The sequence below is a fragment of the Actinosynnema sp. NPDC049800 genome (assembly GCF_040656635.1).
Lineage (GTDB): Bacteria > Actinomycetota > Actinomycetes > Mycobacteriales > Pseudonocardiaceae > Actinosynnema.
Window position 1 is genome coordinate 15,059 of record NZ_JBFAMT010000040.1, and the last position, 17,854, is coordinate 32,912.

Annotated in this window: 11 protein-coding genes; 6 read left to right on the plus strand and 5 right to left on the minus strand. The window is 73.8% G+C overall.

The window, feature by feature from the left end; all coding sequences use genetic code 11:
• Positions 1 to 10 precede the first annotated feature (10 nt).
• On the minus strand, positions 11 to 1,576 hold the full coding sequence (locus AB0I91_RS32055; protein ID WP_499640296.1) for a sensor histidine kinase: 1,566 nt from the start codon (positions 1,574 to 1,576) through the stop codon (positions 11 to 13).
• A 76-nt stretch (positions 1,577 to 1,652) separates the two neighbouring features.
• Positions 1,653 to 2,741 carry a chymotrypsin family serine protease gene (locus AB0I91_RS32060; protein WP_499640298.1) on the minus strand — a complete coding sequence of 363 codons (1,089 nt, stop codon included), beginning with the start codon at positions 2,739 to 2,741 and terminating at the stop codon, positions 1,653 to 1,655.
• A gap of 203 nt (positions 2,742 to 2,944) precedes the next feature.
• On the opposite strand from AB0I91_RS32060, the gene AB0I91_RS32065 reads away from it, so the two are divergent.
• From AB0I91_RS32065 to AB0I91_RS32075, 3 genes are all read left to right on the plus strand, one after another.
• Positions 2,945 to 8,095 carry a hypothetical protein gene (locus AB0I91_RS32065; protein ID WP_499640300.1) on the plus strand — a complete coding sequence of 1,717 codons (5,151 nt, stop codon included), beginning with the start codon at positions 2,945 to 2,947 and terminating at the stop codon, positions 8,093 to 8,095.
• A 35-nt stretch (positions 8,096 to 8,130) separates the two neighbouring features.
• Entirely contained in the window at positions 8,131 to 8,409 is a 279-nt protein-coding gene (locus AB0I91_RS32070) for a hypothetical protein (RefSeq protein ID WP_498781869.1), read from the plus strand.
• Between the two features lie 112 nt (positions 8,410 to 8,521).
• Complete coding sequence (locus AB0I91_RS32075; RefSeq protein ID WP_498781867.1) at positions 8,522 to 9,688, plus strand: serine hydrolase domain-containing protein; 1,167 nt, start codon at positions 8,522 to 8,524, stop codon at positions 9,686 to 9,688.
• On the opposite strand, the gene AB0I91_RS32080 is transcribed toward AB0I91_RS32075, so the two are convergent.
• Positions 9,646 to 10,989: an alpha/beta hydrolase gene (locus AB0I91_RS32080; protein ID WP_499640302.1), complete on the minus strand. Its 1,344-nt coding sequence runs from the start codon at positions 10,987 to 10,989 to the stop codon at positions 9,646 to 9,648. The genes AB0I91_RS32075 and AB0I91_RS32080 overlap by 43 nt on opposite strands.
• Before the next feature lie 356 nt (positions 10,990 to 11,345).
• Between AB0I91_RS32080 and AB0I91_RS32085 the strand changes: the two genes are divergently transcribed.
• A complete protein-coding gene (locus AB0I91_RS32085; RefSeq protein ID WP_498781891.1) occupies positions 11,346 to 12,719 on the plus strand; it encodes a pectate lyase family protein in 1,374 nt (457 codons plus the stop codon).
• Positions 12,720 to 12,935: 216 nt separating this feature from the next.
• On the opposite strand, the gene AB0I91_RS32090 is transcribed toward AB0I91_RS32085, so the two are convergent.
• Positions 12,936 to 13,394, minus strand: a complete 459-nt coding sequence (locus AB0I91_RS32090; RefSeq protein WP_498781863.1) for a peptidoglycan-binding domain-containing protein — start codon at positions 13,392 to 13,394, stop codon at positions 12,936 to 12,938.
• Between the two features lie 196 nt (positions 13,395 to 13,590).
• On the opposite strand from AB0I91_RS32090, the gene AB0I91_RS32095 reads away from it, so the two are divergent.
• Both AB0I91_RS32095 and AB0I91_RS32100 read left to right on the plus strand, forming a co-directional pair.
• Positions 13,591 to 14,151 carry a GNAT family N-acetyltransferase gene (locus tag AB0I91_RS32095; RefSeq protein WP_498781861.1) on the plus strand — a complete coding sequence of 187 codons (561 nt, stop codon included), beginning with the start codon at positions 13,591 to 13,593 and terminating at the stop codon, positions 14,149 to 14,151.
• Positions 14,148 to 16,340 carry an Rv1355c family protein gene (locus AB0I91_RS32100; RefSeq protein WP_499640304.1) on the plus strand — a complete coding sequence of 731 codons (2,193 nt, stop codon included), beginning with the start codon at positions 14,148 to 14,150 and terminating at the stop codon, positions 16,338 to 16,340. Before AB0I91_RS32095 ends, AB0I91_RS32100 begins: the two co-directional genes overlap by 4 nt.
• 13 nt (positions 16,341 to 16,353) lie before the next feature.
• Here AB0I91_RS32100 and AB0I91_RS32105 read toward each other — a convergent pair whose 3' ends face one another.
• The gene (locus AB0I91_RS32105; RefSeq protein ID WP_498781857.1) at positions 16,354 to 17,811 is read right to left on the minus strand and encodes a LuxR C-terminal-related transcriptional regulator; all 1,458 of its coding nucleotides are present in this window, start codon (positions 17,809 to 17,811) and stop codon (positions 16,354 to 16,356) included.
• Between the last annotated feature and the right edge of the window lie 43 nt (positions 17,812 to 17,854).

The window sequence follows — 17,854 nt, forward strand, 5'->3', positions numbered from 1 at the left end:
CCTCCAGCGCTCACTCGCCCTCCCTCTCCCCCGTGCGCACGAGCACGTCCTTGCCCACCAACAGGTCGTCGCGGAAGCACAGGCGGTACACGTCGAACGCCTCCGGGACGAACCCCGCGTCCGACCGGTAGTACTCGCAGGTGGAGCCCGGTGGTCGTGGCGGTTCGGGACCGAAGCCGCGTTCGGGCACCTGCCGATCCGGGATCACGTCCGCGGTGGTCGACCGCGCGGCGCCCAACACCAGTCGCTGGAACGAGTCCGGCCACAGCACCGAGTTGAACGTGTCGTAGGCGTAGACGCCCATCAGGACGACCACCAGACCCGCACCGAGCGCCACGGGCGTGAGCACCGCCGCCACCAGTCGCCTGCGGACGCCGTCCCGCGCGCGGTCGAACTCGGCGGTCACGGTGGAGTCCTCGTCCGGCGAGGCGTCGAGCGCGCGCTGTGCCCCGGGAAGCCGCACCACCACTCGGTAGCCGCCCCCGTGCGGACCGGCGCGCAACGTGCCGCCGGCGAGCCTGACCCGTTCCCGCAGGCCGGGCAGACCGCGGCCACCACGTGCGGGCGCGGGCGGCACGGGCCCGGCGGGCGGGCCGTTGGTCACCACGACGCGGGTCTCGTCGTCCGACCCGTGCAGCCGCACGGACACCTCGGCGCCCGGCGCGTGCTTGGTCGCGTTCGTGATCGCCTCCTGCACGGTCCGGTACGCGGCCCGGTACCGCAGGGGCTCCAGGTCCTCGACGTCACCGTCCACGGCCAGGTCGACGGCGACGCCCGCCGCCGCGGCACGCGCCACCAGGTCGCCGATGCGCTCGCCGCCGGGGGTCGTCGACGCCGGGTCGTCCTCGTCGCGCAGCAGGTCGATGATGTCGCGCAGCTGCTCGGCGGCCACCGCGATGCTCTCGCGCACCGCGGTGGCCGTGGCCCGGTGCCGCTCGTCCAGGTCGGCGGCGACCTCCAGCGAACCCGCCGTGAGCGCGGCCAGGCTGAGCTGGTGGCCCAACGAGTCGTGCATGTCGTGCGCGATGCGCGCCCGTTCGCGCAACCGCGCCTGCTCGGCCACGAATCGCTGCCGCTCCGCCAACCGCGCCGCCCGCTCCCAGCCCGACTCGACCAGCCGCACCTGCTGCCGCCGGTAGCGGCCGACCAGCCAGGGGAACACGCCGAACACGACCAGCCCGCCGACCCTGACCAACCAGGTGTACACGTCGGCCGACAGGGACAGCACCACCGCCGAGCCGAGCACGGCCACGACGGGGAACACCGCCACGGCCGCCCGCCCGGCGGGCAGCCCGCGCCCGGCCAGGTAACCCGTCACCGCCACGGCGGCCAGGTACCGCCACTCGACCGCCGCCGCCACCGTCGCGACCACCAGCGCCACGAGCGGCAGCCGCCTGGCGAGCGGGACCACCAGCGCGGTGGCCACGGCCCCGATCACCGACGTCGGCCCGTCGAGGTCGACCAGGAACGGGCTCGCCGACACCAGCCACCGGCCGGTGTCGGCCAGGAACCGGCGGACGGTGACGGGAACCGCCGGCAGGGGCGTGACGATCGTCCGCGGCACCGATTCCCTCACGGGCCCCAGGTTACGCACCGGCTCGCCGTCCACAGTCGACCCCGGCGGAGGTCGGGGTCGACCGCGAGGCGATCGGTCAGAGCGGGATGTAGACGCCGAAGTCGCGGCTCGCGGTGCGGAAGTCCTGGAAGCCGATCCGCGCGCCCGCCGCCCTCGTCACGGTGCCCTTGGCGATGACGCCGCCCGACGACGAGGGGCCGTACACGGGTCCGCCGCTGTCGCCGGCCCGCGCGGACGGCTGGCCGTTCATCTGCTCGCCCTCCACCAGGTCCTCGCGGTCGGCGTAGAAGAACAGCACCTTGATGTTGCACACGGGCGCGCCGGTCACGCGCGCGCTGGTGACGCCGGACTGGCACAGGTACTCGCCGGTGTAGACGTCGCCCCAGCCGCGGACGACCTCGGTGGAGTTGCTGTCGCCACCGCCGACGTACTGCTGGTTCACCACGTTGCCGGTGGGGACCAGCATGATGTCGTGGTCGCCGTGCTTCGCCCCCGCCGTGCCGATGTACTCGCCGGTGGGGTCGGTGACGCGCACGCCGGGGTTGCCGCAGTGGCCCGCGGTGAGCAGGAACCGCGCGTTGTCGCCGTTGCGGACGGAGAACCCGGACGTGCACGCGGCGTTGCCGAGCACGATGGTCGCACCGCCCTTCCACGGCGGGGCGTCGTTCTGCCGGGACACCGGCGCCAGCGGCTCCTCGACCACGGTCCGCACCGGCACGTCGACGTCCACGGCGCGGGTCGCGAACTCCGACGTCGCGCCCAGGACGAGGCCGCTGCCGTCGGCGGGTAGCTTGATCGCGTGCACGCCGGGTCCGCGCTGCGCCCGCACGACCTTGGCGGCCTCGCGCAGTTCGGCCTCGGAGTGGCGGGCGGCCTGGAAGGTCACCGGCGCCTCGCCCCGGGACGCGGCGTCGCGCACGGCGGCGGGCACGTCGCCCTTCCACCACAGCGCGACGTGGTCGTCTTCCAGGATCAGCCCGGCGAAGCCGGCGTGCCCGCCGCGCCGCACCTCCGCCTGGATCGTGTCGGCGGTGCGCACCAGCGGCTGCTGGGCGAGCATGCGGTCCCAGTCGGTGACCGGTCCGGCGCTGGCGGGGGTGGTGATCAGCGCGGCGGACGTGACGGCCGCGGCGGCCATGGCGGTGATCGTGCGTGCTGTCCTCACGAGCGGAACTCCTCTGCGTGACAGGGACGGACAGCGGCGGCGTCCGACCAGATTATGGTCTGGACCAAACCGTTGTCACTGACACGATCGGACAAGAACGCACGGAGTCGAACAGGCCGGTCGATCGAGGCGCGAGCCGTCCCGAACGGGTCCGGTAACGTGGTCGGACACTCGCTTCGGCACGTCGGACGGGGAGCTGCGGGGTGCGACAGGACGACCGGCCGGTGACCTCCAACCAGGTAGGCGGGAACGTCCTCGGGCCGAGCGTGCAGGCCGGGGTGATCGCGGGCGACGTCCACATCCACCTGGGCGCGCCCCCGGCCGCGGCGCCGGACGAGCTGCCCGTCGGCGTGCTGTCCCTGATGCGGGCCCAGGTGAGGGCTGCGCACGAGCTGCCGTACCGGCTTCCCGGTGCGCGGCGGCCGTCGTTGGCGACGGTGTACGTGCGGCAGGACTTGAGCACCGGCGCGGAGGAGGCGCACGCCGAGGCGTCCCGGCCCACCCCGATCCTGGACGGCCACGGTCGGCTCGTCGAGGTGCCCCGTCCGCCGACGCCCCGGGTGGCCGTGCGGCCTCCGGCGCGGGGCGTGGCGGAGGCGCTGGACGGTGACGAGCACCTGCTGATCACGGGTGGCGCGGGTCAGGGCAAGTCGACGTTGTCGCTGCGGTTGGCGGCGGACCTGGCGGCCGGGTGGTGCGGCGAGCCCGGTGGTGTGCCGATGAGCGAGCCGGTGGTGCCGCTGCGGCTGACCGCCCGGGAGTTGGCGGCACGGCTGGACCTGCCGTTCTCGCGGGCGTTGGCGGACAGCGCGCAGGCCGAGTACGGGGCGCTGTTACGCGGTCCGATCACGGCGGACGTGCTGGGCGACCGGGTGGCGGGCCGGCGGTGGCTGCTGCTGGTGGACGCGTTGGACGAGGTCGCGGTGGCGGCGGACCGGGACCGGCTGGCGTCGGTGCTGGCGGCGTGGGCGTCCGGTGGGCCGTACCGGATCGTGGTGACCACGCGGCCGGTGGAGGGTGCGGCGTTGGCTCCGCTGCACCGGATCGGGGCGGCGCGCTACGAGCTGCTGCCGTTCGACGGCGAGGCGCTGCGGTCGTTCGCGCACAACTGGTTCGCCGAGGAGGGCGACGAGACCGCGGACCGGTTCCTGCGCCAGATCCGCGAGGCGCACCTGGACGAGCTGGTCCGCGTGCCGCTGCTGGCGACCATCGCCGCGATCGTGTTCGCCCGGCAGGGCGACCGACCGCTGCCCGACAACCAGTACGAGCTGTACGAGGCGTACCTGGCGTTCCTGCGGTCGGCGCGCACGTCGACCGGCCCGTTCGAGCCCTTCCGCGAGGACCTGCTGGAACACCTCGGGCGCACGCGTTCGGAGACCGACACCTCGCTGGTGTCCGCGGCCCGGTCGTGGGTGGTCGACCACGTGCCGCCGACCTCGCTGCCCCTCGACTGGCCCGAGGTGCTCACGACGTTCCTGGTCTCGGTGGGCCCGTTGGTGATCCGGGGCGACGACCTGCGGTTCCTGCACCACAGCTTCGCCGAGCACCTGGCCGCGACCTCGTTGGCCCGCGAGTTCCCCGAGCGGTTCACGCCCGAGCACGACGGGTTCGTGCGGACCGTCCACGCGGCCAGGCCGAAGGAACGCGGCCGGTTCGCCCGTTCGGTGCTCCTGCACTACACCCGCCTGCGGCCGACCGAGGCCGACCCGCTGGTCCGGTGGCTGCACGACGCCGACGCCGAGAACCACCTGCTGGCGGCCCGCCTGCTCGCCAAGCGGGTGCCGGCGAGCCGGGCGGTGGTGGACGCGTTCCTGGGCACGGTGTGGGGCTGGGCGATGACCACCCAGCACCCCGGCTCCGACATCCTCGCCCAGGCCGGCCGTGCCACCCACCACCCCGGCCTGGCGGACTGGCTGGTCGCGCTCATGCGCACCGCCACCGCGCCCGCCGACTCCCGGACCGAGGCGGCGTCCGCGCTGGCGACCCGGCTGCGCGGCGGGCACGAGGCCGAAGCGATCGGCTACCTGACCGCGTTGGTGGACGACCCGTCGGCGGCGGTGTCCGAGCGCCTGGCGGCCGGTGAGGCGTTGGCCGAGTGCGGCTCGGGCGAGCGCGAGGCGTCCGCGCGCGGCCTGCGGGCGGTGCTGGCCAACCCGTTGGCGTCCGGTTACGCATGTCGCACGGCGGCGGTCGTGCTGGCCGCGTTCGGGCCGGACGACCGGGCGTTCGCGGTCGCGGCGCTGACCGGGTTGACGACCGGCGACGAGACCCCGGCGGACGACCTGGTGGAAGCCGCGACGGGTTTGATCGAGATCGACGCGGAGTTCTACGAGCACGGCGCCGAGGTGTTCCGGTCCGTGCTGCGCGACCCGGCCGACAGCGTGACCGGACGCCGTGACGCCGCACTGGGTCTGGCCTCACTCGGCCCGGACCCGGCCGCCGAGGCCGCGGCAGCGCTGACCGCGCTGATCACCGATCGACGCCGTTCACCGGGCGACCGGGCGCGGATGGCTCGGACGCTCGGCGAACTCGGACCACAGCACCGCAGCGCCGCGGCCGGCCACCTGGCGGCGATGCTGGACGAACCCGGTCTCGAACCCGCTTTCCGGACGCAGTGCGCCGCCGGGCTGGGCGAGTTCGGGCCGGAGGCCGCCGGGACCGCGGTCACGCACCTGCGGCGGGTGATCGCGGACGGCCGCGCGACGCCGAACCACGCCCTGTGGGCCGCCAAGGAACTGGCCGATCTCGACCCGGAGCACCGCCCGGAGGCCGCGGGCGAGCTGTGGCGGGTGGCCGACGACCCCGACTGCACCGGTCTGGACCGCGCCATCGCGCTGTCGCACCTCGCGGACCTCGGCGAACCACACCGGGCGAAGGCGGTGGCGCGGCTGCGGGAACGACTCGCCGATCCGAGCCTGGCGCCGCAAGACCGGTGCGCCACCGCCGAACGGCTCGTGCGAGCGGGACCGCAGTTCCACGACGAGACCAAGGTCGCCCTGCTCGCACTCACCCGGACGCGGTCCGACAGAGGGGTGGCGCTGCGGGCGTGGCGCGCCCTGCTCGACCTCGACACGACGTGCCGCGACGAGGCGCTGGACGCCTTGCTCGACGCCGCCCGGTCCGTGGACGACCAAGCGACCGGCCTCTTCGACGGCGCCCAGACGTATGCGACATCGGACGAGGACCACCACCGGATCGCGCGAGCGCTGCTGTCCGTGCTGACCTCCGCGCGGTACGGCTATCGGGCCCGGTTCTCCGCTGTCACGGGCTTGACCCGGCTCGGCCGACCGTTCCACTCCGCCGTTGCCGAGGGCCTGTGCGACCTGGTGCGCTCGACCACCGTCGCGGAGTTCGACTTCCCCTACGCGGCCACGCTATGCGTGGAGCTCGGTCTTCGCCACCGGACCGCGCTGGCCGGCGCGCTGAGGGAGGTGCTGTCCCGGGAAACCCGCTCCGCGGCCGGCGTCCTGCGCGTGGTGCAGGCCCTCGACCGGCTTGGCTTCGGCCCTGAGGACGACGTCGTGACCTCCCTTCGGTCCGTCGTCTTCGGCGGTCCCGTCGAGGGAAAGGTTCGTGACGACGCCGCCGTCATGCTGGGCCGGGTCGCCCCTGACGATCAGGCGCGCATCGTCGCCGAGATGCTGCTGGCGCGAGAGACCGCCCCGAAGCTCGTCCGCGCCGGGTTCGAGATCCTGCCCCGACTCCAGGCGACGACAGGGGACCGCGATGCCGACGGGCACGTGCGCAAAGTCGCCGCGGCCGTGGTGCACGACCTGGTGCCGACCGATCGGACCCTGGCCTTGGACGTGATCAGGCGCCGGGCGGACGACGGGTTCCTAGGTGTCGGCTGGCGCCGTGACGCGTACCTGACACTGGTCGAATGCGCGGCCGAAACGACGGAGAGGGTGGTGGCGTTCCACCTGGACGTGATCTCTTCGGACGAGGAGACGTCCTCTCGACGGCAGTCCGTCGCATGCTGGCTCACCACGCTCGATCGCCGGTTCACCCCACCCGTTCTCGCTTTCCTGCGCAGGTGCGGCGACGACCCGGCCGCGACTGTGGACGAACGCGCCTCGGCCGCGAAGTGGCTGGTACTGATCAAGCCGTCAGCAGGTGAAGAGGTCACCCACCTCGTCGAGTCGCTCATCCGGCGGTCCAGGGTCGGAGACGGGGCGCAGCGCCTGTTGACCCGACTGCCCAGGAAGGAGCGGACCGCGCTGGAACGCGTGCTGCTCGCCGACCGTTCGCTGCCCGTGGCCGAACGCGTGCCCGTCGCCGACTTCTGGGACGACCTGCCGCTGGCCGCCGAGGCTGAGGCCGAGGTGCGCGACGCGCTCACCGCGCCCGAGACGTCGCCCCGGGAGCGGGTCGCGGCGGCGGTGGCGTTGGCCGGGTTGTCGACCGGGTTGGTGCCGGAGGCCGTCCAGGCGTTGGAGGCCATGGCGTCGCCGCGCGCGCGGGAGGCGTTGGCCCGGTTGACGCCCGCATCCTGGCGTCGGGTGCTGGACGAGGCGCTGAGCACGGTGGCCGACGTCGCGCTCTCGACCCGGGAACGCGTGCGGGCGGCTCGCCTCGTCGTCGAGATCACCACGCGGCTGCCGGAACCCGTGGCGGAGTTCCTGCGCTCGGTGATCCGCGACCCGCGCACGTCGGACCGGGACCGGCTGGAGTTCCGGTACGCGTTGCGGCTGCACGACGGCCTCGATCCCGTGCGCGCCATGCGGGACGACACCGGGCTGCCCCACGCGATCCGGCTGCAAGCGGCCGTCGAGCTGATCCCCTTCGACGTGGACGACCGCGCGGCCGCCGCCCGGGTCTGGCACGCGATCGCGACCGATCCGGCAGCACAGCCGGCGCTGCGGCGGCTGGCCGGCTACCGACTGGCGCAACTCGGGACCACAGGACGAGAACGCGCCACCGAGGTGCTGCGGTCGCTCATGGCCGACGAGACCGTGCCGACGACCGTGCGGATCAAGTCGGCGCACACGCTGATCGAGGAAGCACCCGCGGCGAGACGGGCGGCGATGACGACCTTGCGCGGACTGTCCGAAACGCCGAACCCGCTGCTGCGCCGGAGAGCCTTGATGGCGATCGGGCTGCTGGAACCCGTCGAAGCGGCACTGGAGCTGGTCGCCATGGCACGCGACGACGGGGTCACGCCGGTGGCACGAGTGCGGTGCGCGGAAGCGGCGGTCGGGTTGTCGCCGGACGTCCGGGAGAAGGCGGCGGTGGCCGTGCGGGTGGTGGTGTCGGACGAGTCCCTGCCCCGGCACGTGCGCCGGCACGCGGCCGCGAACCTCGCCCGGTGGAGCGAGCTGTGCCGGGAAGAGGCCCGGGCCGTCCTCGCGAGGTAGCCTCGGTGGTCGGCACGGTGAACGGAGTGGGGACGATGAGCGGAGACCAGGAACCGGTGATCGACGCCGAGATCGTGGAGCACGAGGCGGCCCCGGTAGTGGTGCCGCCCGCCGACTACACCGAGGACGGCGTGCCCACCTTCGAGCACGTGCGGGACCGGATCGAGAACCGCGTCGCCACCGGCATCGGCGCGGAGGAACTCGCCGAGGCCACCCCGGAGGCCAAGGCGGTCGAGGACCGGTTCGAGGCGCGGCGGCAGGCCGGTATCGACAAGCTCGAAGAAATCCGCCGTTCGATGCGAGGCGACGCCTAGCTCTGCCGATCGGATATAGAGAACATATAGCGCGACAACCGGTTGCCGGACCGGAATTCCCTAGGGTGCTCAGGGTTCGTTCACGACACTGACGGATCCTGGGGGATCTCCCATGAATCGTGTTCTACGCCGGGCGGCCACCCTCGCCACCGGCGCGGTCCTGGTCACCGCTGCGGTGGTCACCCCTGCCGCGGCCGTGCCGTCGCGGGCCGGGCTCCAAGCGGCGCTGGACGGCGCGGTCGCCGTCGGTTCGCCCGGCGCCCTCGCCGGCGTCCTCGACGAGGGCGGGCAGTGGTACGGCCACAGTGGAGTCGGCAACCTCGCCGACCGCGGCGCGCCCAGGCCGCGCGGGCAGTTCAGGGCGGGCAGCGTCACCAAGACCGTGGTCGCCACCGCCGTGCTGCAGCTGGTCGGCGAAGGTCGGGTCGGGCTCGACGACCGGATCCAGGACCGACTGCCCGGCCTGCTGCCCTACACCGAACCGATCACCGTGCGCCACCTGCTCCAGCACACCAGCGGCATCCCGTTCACCGAGCGGTGGGCCGGTCTGCCGGAGATCGACACGACCCGGTGGCAGCACCAGTCACCGGACGAGACGATCCGGAAGGGGACCGCGGGCAAGCCGTTGTCCTTCCCGCCCGGCCAGGGCGTGGAGTACTCCAACACCAACTACGCGGTGCTGGGCAAGCTCGTGGAGGAGGTCACCGGCCGGTCGCTGCACGCCGAGTTGCAACGGCGCGTGCTGGACCGGGCGGGCATGCGGGACAGCTACCTCCCCTACCGCCACCCCCACGTCGACCGGCCGGCCGCGCGCGGCTACGAGTGGCTGCACGGCCCCGGCGCCGCGCCGACCGACGTCACCGACTACGAGATGTCCCGGTTCTGGGGCTCGGGCAACCTGGTGTCCACGGTCGACGACCTGAACCGGCTCTTCCGCGCCCTGCTCGCCGGCGGGCTCGTGCCGGCGGCGCAGGCGGCCGAGATGCGCGAGACCGTGCCGAGCGGGATCCCGGGGCTGGAGTTCGGGCTCGGCCTGATGCGGATCCCGCTGCCGCCGGGCTGCGCCGCGCCGGAGATCTGGGGCTTCAACGGCTCCGTGCCCGGCTACCACACGTGGACGATGCACTCCCCCGACGCCGGGCGGCAGCTCTCCGTCGTCGTCACCACGAACCTGACCTCGATCCCGGCCCAGGACGCGGCGCTGCAGGCGGTGTTCGCCGAGTTCTGCGGAGCCGGTCAGCAGGTCACGTCGCGCGCGGGCGCGGTGGCGAGCAGGTAGGAGTCCGCGGCGGCCCGGGTGCACGCGTTGGCGTGGTAGACGCCGTGGCCCGGGCCGTCGAACGTGACCAGGTGCGAGCCTCTCGCCTGCCGGTGCACGGCCTGCGCCCACCGGTACGGCGTGGCCACGTCGTAGCGGCTGGTCAGCAGGAGAAGCGGCGGCGCCCGGTCGACGTCGAGGCGGTGCGGCGGGTTGGTCGGGCGGTCGGTGAACCCGACGCACGTGGCCGCTTCCTGGTGGCCGAGGAACGTGCCGCGCAGCGTGGGCGCCGCGCGCAGTTCGGCCTCCCGCAACGCCCGGTACTCGGCGAAGTCCGCGAACCGCAGCGCGAAGTCCTGGCACACCACGGCGTAGCGCAGGGAGTCGTAGTTCGGCTCGAACGACATCCGCGGGCCGCCGACGTCCGCGATGAGCGACGCCAGGCCCTCCCACGCCCCGTCCCGGAGGTCGGAGAACGCGCCCTGGATCAGCCCGGCCCGGCCCCAGCCGATCTCGTCGGCCCGGTCCAGCGCCCGTTCCCAGGCCGCGTGGACGTCCTGGCCGTGCAACGCGCACGTGGCGTTCTCGGCGCACCACGCGACGAACACGCCGAACGCCTCCTCCACGGCCCGCGCCCGGTCCAGCAGCAACCGGGGCAGGTCGGCGCTGTGGTCGATCACGCCGTCCAGCACCATCGAGCGCACCCGCGGGCCGAACAGCTCCGCGTACTGCTGGCCGAGCAGCGTGCCGTAGGAGATGCCGTAGAAGCTGATCCGCCGCTCGCCCAACGCCCTGCGCACCGCGTCGAGGTCCCGCGCCGAACGGGCCGTGTCCACGTGGTCGAACACCGGGTGGCGGGCGCGGCACTCGTCGCGCACCGCGCGGTTGTGCGCGGCCAGCGCGGCGAACGCGGCCTCGTCCGCCGGGTCGTCGCCGGGGTTGCCCGCCATCAGGTCGGCCGAGCAGCGGATGGCCGAGCTGCCGTTCGTGCCGAGCTGGTCGAAGCCCACGACGTCGAACCTGGCCCGCACCTCGGCGCTCAAGTAGGGGGCGCGGGCGAACTCCGCGCCGGACCCGCCGGGACCGCCCGCGTCCACGAACACCACGCCGATCCGGCGGGCCGGGTCGGTGGCGCGGACCCGGGACACGGCCAGGTCCGTGCGCGGGCCGCGCGGGTCGGCCCAGTCCAGCGGAACGGACACCGTGCCGCAGTCGGCCGCGGGCTGGTCCGGGCAGGGCCGCCAGGCGATCGCCGCCGCACCGGCCTCCGGTGCGACCACCAGCAGGCTCGCGGCCAGCGCGGTGACGAGCAACGTCCGCATGAGTCCCCCAACCGTGAACGCAGGCGTGCAGTCTCGCGAGGCCGTCTCGCCGGGCGCAACCCCTGTCCGCGCCGCCCGCGCGTCCGCCCGGAATTCACATCTCTGTCCGTCGATCGCGCAAATGCACGCCGCCGGTTCACGAGTATGACCGACGGGAGCCGATTCTGTTCACAAGCGTGACCGGCCCGCATTTCCGCCGCAGCCCCGTTGACCTGCCGTTGGGAACCTCCTAGCATCCGAGGGAAAGCGATTTCCCGTCCTACGGCGCAATGAAGCACCAGGGGGGCATCGTGTCTTCCACTGCGTCGGAATCGGTATTCCCTACGCCACGGAGACGTATTATGCGCGTGAAACCCATGATTTCCTGCGTCGGCCTGTTAGCCGGCGTGCTGGTCGCGGCGGCGTCGTCCACCGCGCAGGCCGCGCCCACGCGGTACGAGGCGGAGAGCTCACCGGCGGTCTGCTCCGGCTCCATCGACACCGACTGGACCGGGTACACCGGCAGCGGCTTCTGCAACGGCGCCAACTCCACCAGCGGCTACCTCCAGTTCACCGTCACCGCCGCGGCGGCGGGCACGGCGGCGGTGGGCGTCCGGTTCGCCAACGGGACCACCACGGCCCGGCCCGCCACCCTGCTCGTGAACGGGTCGACGGTCCAGTCGCCGTCGTTCGAGGGCACCGGCGCCTGGTCGACGTGGGCCACGAAGACGGTCAGCGTGCCGCTGAACGCGGGCAGCAACACGATCCGGCTGAACCCGACCAGCTCCAGCGGCCTGCCCAACGTCGACCACCTCGACGTCGAGACCGGCGGCGACCCGCAGCCGCAGCCACCCGGCGGGCTCGTCGGCTGGGCCGCGCAGGCCGGCGGCACCACCGGTGGCGCGGGCGGTTCCACGGTCACCGTGAGCACGTTCGCCGACTTCCGCACGCAGGCGCAGTCCTCGGGCGCCAAGACCATCCTGGTCAACGGCATGCTCAGCGGCACGGGCACCGTCGAGATCAGCGCGAACAAGACGATCCGGGGCGTCGGCTCGAGTTCGGGCATCTCCGGGACCACCCTCAACATCGAGGACCTGAGCCCGGCCAACGTGATCATCCAGAACCTGAACATCCGCGGCAAGGTCGGCGGCGACGCGATCCAGATCGAGAGCGCCACGCACATCTGGATCGACCACAACACCATGTCCAGCACCATCGAGGACGACCCCGACTACTACGACGGGATGCTGGACATCACCCACGCCGCGGACTACATCACCGTGTCGTGGAACGTCATCCGCAACCACTGGAAGACCTCGCTCGTCGGCCACTCCGACGGCAACGGCGGCGAGGACCGCGGCCACCTGCGGGTCACCTACCACCACAACTGGTTCGACCGCACCTTCGAGCGCAGCCCGCGGGTGCGGTTCGGCGAGACGGTCCACGTGTTCAACAACTACTACACCAACGTCAACAACAACTCCGCCTCGTACGCCATCGCCTCGCTCATGGACGCCGGCCTCCTCGTGGAGGGCAACGTCTTCGAGAACGTGCAGCAGGCGTGCTGGTCGGCGAGCGGTTACGCGGACTCCGACCCCGGGCGCCTGGTCGCCCGCGACAACTCCCTGACCAACTCCGGCCCGTGCGAGGTCAACGGCACGGTGGCCGCCATCCCGTACCGCTACACCGCCGACGCCGTCGGCACGGTGAAGTCCTCCGTCACGGCGGGCTCCGGCGCGGGCAAGCTCTGACCCCCACGTCCGCTCACGGCGGCGACCGGCACCGACCGGTCGCCGCCGTTCGACGGCCGGCGCGGTCACAGGTGTCACCCTGGACCGCGTGGGGGACGTGCGGAGGTCGATCGCGGTGCGGGCTGGTCGCCTTGGTCGCGGCCGGGTGCGGCGAACGTTCGGAGGCCGACTACTACGCGAGGTACCGGGGCAGGCCCAGGGCTCAACGGCTCTCGATCAGTACTGGTAGCACGTGTCCGTGGCCGGCTTCGGGAACTTCATGCGGTCCCTGGTGTTCGGGCCGTAGATGCCGTCGTCGGCGGTGCCGATGGCCCTCTGGACGGCTTTCAGCGCGGCTTCGGTGCGCGGCCCGAAGCTGCCGTCGTTGGACAGGTCCCCCACCTTCTCGTCCGAGTAGGGCCACGCCAGGTCGAGGTCGGGGTAGCACCGACTCATCATCGACTGGAACCGGGACACCACCGACGTGTTCGCCGCGTAGTCGCGACCGATCGTGCACGTGGTGCTGCCCTTGACCGTCGGCACCATGAGCGTGCGACCCGACCGCACGACCTCGGACGTCGTGGTGCACAGCGCCGCCACCGCCGCGGACGCCGGAGCGGCCGACACGACCACGACCGCACCCAGCGCGGCGGCGACCAGCCCGGCCGCCCCGTAACGCAGACCCCTTGCTCTCATGGCACGAGCGTACGAACGCGGGAGCGGCCGCGGTGTCCGGTGAACACCCGACGCCGCGCCACCGCTCTCCCGGCACGCCCTGGAAGGTCGGTGTCAGGCGATCGGGCGAACGGCAGGTTCATGCCTCCCCGGCCGGGTACACGCCTCGCGGCACGCACTCTGGTGACGCCACCCCCGAGGAGAGGACCCGACGATCATGGCCGCCGACCGAGTGCCCGAGCACCTCGCGGACGCCGTGGAGCTCCGCACCGCGGACCCCGGCCGGGACGCGGCCGCGTGGCGGACCTACCAGCGCGGCCTGTCCGAGGTGTACTCCGGCATCGGCGCGGCCGACCTGGTCCCGGGGCCGGAGGTGCCCGCGGACGTGACGGCGGTCGTGCTGGCCGCCGCGGCCGACGAGGTCGTCGGCGGCATCCTGCTGCGCGCCCGCACGGTGATCCCGGCGGAGACCGGGTCGCCGCACCTCGCCGCCGCCATCGCCGAACGCGGGCCGGAGGGCGTGAACGAGATCGGCGGGTGCTGGATCCGGCCGGGGCACCAGGGCACGGGGGTCGGCACCGCGCTCGCCGGAGCGGCGCTGCGGGCGGCCGGGGCGGGCAGTGGTCGGTGGACGGTCACGTTGGCCAACCAGTTCAGCGTCGGCGTGGGCGTTCGGGTCGGGTTCGTGCCGGACGAGCGGTTCCGCGACCTGCCCTTCCCCGACGGCCGGTTCCGCAGCACGCTCTGCTGGTTCGACCACCGCGGTGCGGGGCGATGACGGCGACGTCGTGGCGCCCCGACGTCTTCGACCCGGCCGACGCCGAGGACCGTCGACGGCTCGACGGGCTCATCGCGTCCGGGCGGGTGTGGGAGACCAGCGACACCCTGCGGGCTCAGCTGCGCGACCTGGCGGAGGCCCGTCGGCCGGGCGACCGCGCCGCCGACGTGGCCGAGGTCCTGGCCGGCACGCCGCTGTCCGAGTACGGCCGGTGGGTCCACTACCCGTGGTCGGGGCGGCTCGTGCGGCTGCTGCCGCCCGCGGAGTTCCGCGAGCTGCGCCTGGACCGCAACCGGCCCAAGCTCGCACCGCACGAGCTGGCGCGACTCGCCGAGTTCACCGTGGGCGTCGTCGGCCTGTCCGTGGGCAACGCCATCGCGCTCACCCTCGCGCTCGAAGGCGCCGTGGGGCACCTGCGGCTCGCCGACCACGACACGCTCGACCTGTCCAACCTGAACCGGGTCCGGGCGGGCGTGCACGACATCGGGCGGGCGAAGACCGTGCTCGCCGCGCGGCAGATCGCCGAGTTCGACCCGTACCTCGGGCTGTCCGTGATGGACGGCATCGGTCCGGAGAACGTCGAGGAGTTCCTGCTCGGCGGACCGGACCTGGGGCCGCCGCTCGACGCGGTGGTCGAGGAGTGCGACTCGCTGAGCGTGAAGTTCCTGGTGCGCCAACGGGCGCGCGCGCACGGCCTGCCGGTGCTGATGGAGACCAGCGACCGGGGGATGCTCGACGTGGAGCGCTTCGACCTCGAACCGGCGCGCCCGCTGTTCCACGGGCTCACCGGGGACACCGGTGACACCGCGGACCTCGCCGACGCCGGTGGCGAGGCGGCCGTCGTCCTGCGCCTGGTCGACGGTCAGCGGATCTCGGCGAACCTGGCGGCGTCCTTCGTGGAGCTGGGGTCGACGGTCACCGCCTGGCCGCAGTTGGCCTCCGACGTGACGCTGGGCGGCGCGAGCATGACCGCGGCGATCCGCAACCTGGCCCTCGGCGAGGCGATGCCGTCCGGCCGCCGGTACCTGGACCTCGACACCGCCGTCCGCGAGCCCGTGACCGACGTGACGGCGCGGTCCGCCGAACCGGAAGCGCACCCGCGCACCGAATCGGTGCGCACGCCCGTGCCGGACCTGGTGCGGCACCTGGTGGAGCACGCGGTCCTCGCGCCGTCGGCCGGGAACGCCCAGCCGTGGCACTTCTACTGGGCCGACGACCGGCTCTGGGTGGCGCACGACCGCGACCGGGGCCGCAACCTCATGGACCCGCACTCCCGCACGGCGCTCCTGGCCCTGGGCGCGGCGGTGGAGAACGTGGTCATCGCCGCCGCGGACCGCGGCCTCGACACCGTCGTCGAACCGTTCCCGTTCGGCGACGTCGTCGCCGCGATCACCACCCGGCCCGGCGCGTCGGCCCCGGACGGCCTGCTGACCGCGTTGCGGCACCGCCGCACGCACCGCGCCCCCGGAACGCGGTCACCCCTGACCGCGGCCGAAGTCGCCTCGCTCACGGCCGCCGCGACGCACCACGGCGCACGGCTGGACCTGTGCCGTCGTCCGGCCGACCTGGAGGAGCTCGGCCGGATCATCGGCGCGTGCGACCGGATCCGGTTCCTGAACCCCCACCTCCACGCGGAGCTGTTCGGCGAACTGCGGTTCGGGCCCGACGAGGCCCGCGACGGGATCGACGTCGCCACGCTGGCGTTGCCGGCCGGGGCCGAGGAGGTCCTCCGGCTCGTCGCCCGACCGGAGGTCGCCGCCCGCCTCCGGCAGCTCGGCGGTGGCGACCGCCTCGCGCAAGCCGCGCGGGACGCGGTGGCCGGCGCGTCCGCGGTGGCACTGCTGTCGGTCCCCGACGACACCCCGGAGTGCTGGCTCGCGGGTGGCCGCGCGATGCAGCGGACCTGGCTGCGTGCCGAGCAACTCGGCCTCGGACCGCACCCGATGACCACCGCGATCTACCTGTTCGACCTGCTGGGCGGCCCGGCGGCGACGATCCTCGACGCCGCCGAGACCGCCGAGCTGCACGAGTTGCGCACCCGTTTCCACCGGGTGGCCCCGAAACCGGACGGCCCGCTGACCCTGCTCTCCCGCCTCACCCGCACCACCGGCCCGGCCACGCCGTCGCGGCGCCTGCCGGTCGACTCGGTGCTCACCGCGGGAGCACCACCGGGCCACCCGGCGGCCTGAGGGCCCGGTCGGCTCAGGACAGCGGCGTGAGGATGGCCTTGAGGTCACGCCGGCCGGCCAGGCCCAGCTTCCGATAGACGCGGGACAGGTGGAACTCGACCGTGCGCACGGTCAGGTACTGCTCCTCGGCGATCTGGCGGTTGCTGCGGCCGGTCCGGGCCAGTTCGCCGATCTTGCGCTCCTGCCTGGTGAGCCCGCCGGCGCGGTCCAGGGCGGTCATCCTGGCCAGCGCCTCCTCCGCCCGCGCGGACCACATCGCGTAACCCCGGCGGCGGGCGGTGTCCCGCACCGCTTCCAGCGTCTTGCGCGCCTCGCCGTGCAGCTCGCGCGTGCCCAGCGCGAGCGCGAGGTCGTACCGGGCGTGCAGCGAGTCGCCGACCGCGTCCGTGCCGTCCAGGACCGCGACCACCTCGCGCAGGGACGCGGGTTCGCCTCCCGCGACCAGCGCCGCGGCGTGCGAGGCCAGGCCGACCGAACGCGGGGTGCGCCAGCGGCGGGCCGCCGCCATCTCCTTCGACACCAAAGCCTGCGCCAGGTCGGTGCGGCCGATCGCGTTCGCGCACACCGCCGCCCGCGACCGCCACGGGGCCACGGCCGGGTTCGTCACGCCCCACGCGGTCAGGTCGCGCCCGCAGTCCAGGAAGTCCTCCAGCGCCCGGTCGTACTGCCCGAGCGCGAACCGCAGCGCGCCCCGCGCCATGAACAGCTCCGCGCGGTCCTGCACGCCCGCCAGCGGGCCGCTGAACCCGTGCTCCAGCAGCAGGTCGTGCGCGCGGTTCAGCTCGCCGAGGTCGACCAGCGCGGACACCAGCCACGCCACGGCCACGCTGCGGATCTGCCGGCACACGTCGCGCCGCAGCGACCCGGCGAGCACCTTGGCCGCGCCGCCGGGATCGCCGCCCAACCACATCAGCCGGGCCACCAGCAGCGCCACCACGCCACGCGCCTCGCCGAAGTCGATGACGTCCGGGCTGCGCATCGCGCGGACGCTGAGGTCCATCGCGGTGTCCAGCTCGTCGGCGTAGGCCAGCACCAGGATCCCGCACCAGAACGCCCCGGTCTCGCGCCCGCCGGGCAGCGCCAGCAGCTGCTCGGCGGTGGCGACCGTCCCGACCCGGTCCACGCCCCGGTTGGCCAGCTGCACGGCCCGCGCGGCGAGCCGCTGCTCCTCCGGCACGCCCGCCGCGTCCAACCCGGCGCAGTGCGCGTCGTCCGGCGCCGGTCCGCCCGGCACGTACACCAGGCCGCCCAGCTGGGGGCCGCGCACCCCGGCCGGGCCGCTGGCGAGCAGGTCGATCACCTCCCGCACCACCTGGTCGGCCTCACCCCACCGCCCGCGCTCCACCAGCTCGGCCCTGGTCCGCCGCACCCCCTCCAGGGTCAGCCCGTCCGGGCCGAGGTTCTCGGGCAGCCGCCACTCCACCGGGACGCGACGACCCGTGCCGGTGGACCGATCGACGTCGTGCTCCACACACACCCCCAAGATCCGCGTGCCCGCGCACGACGGCGACGGG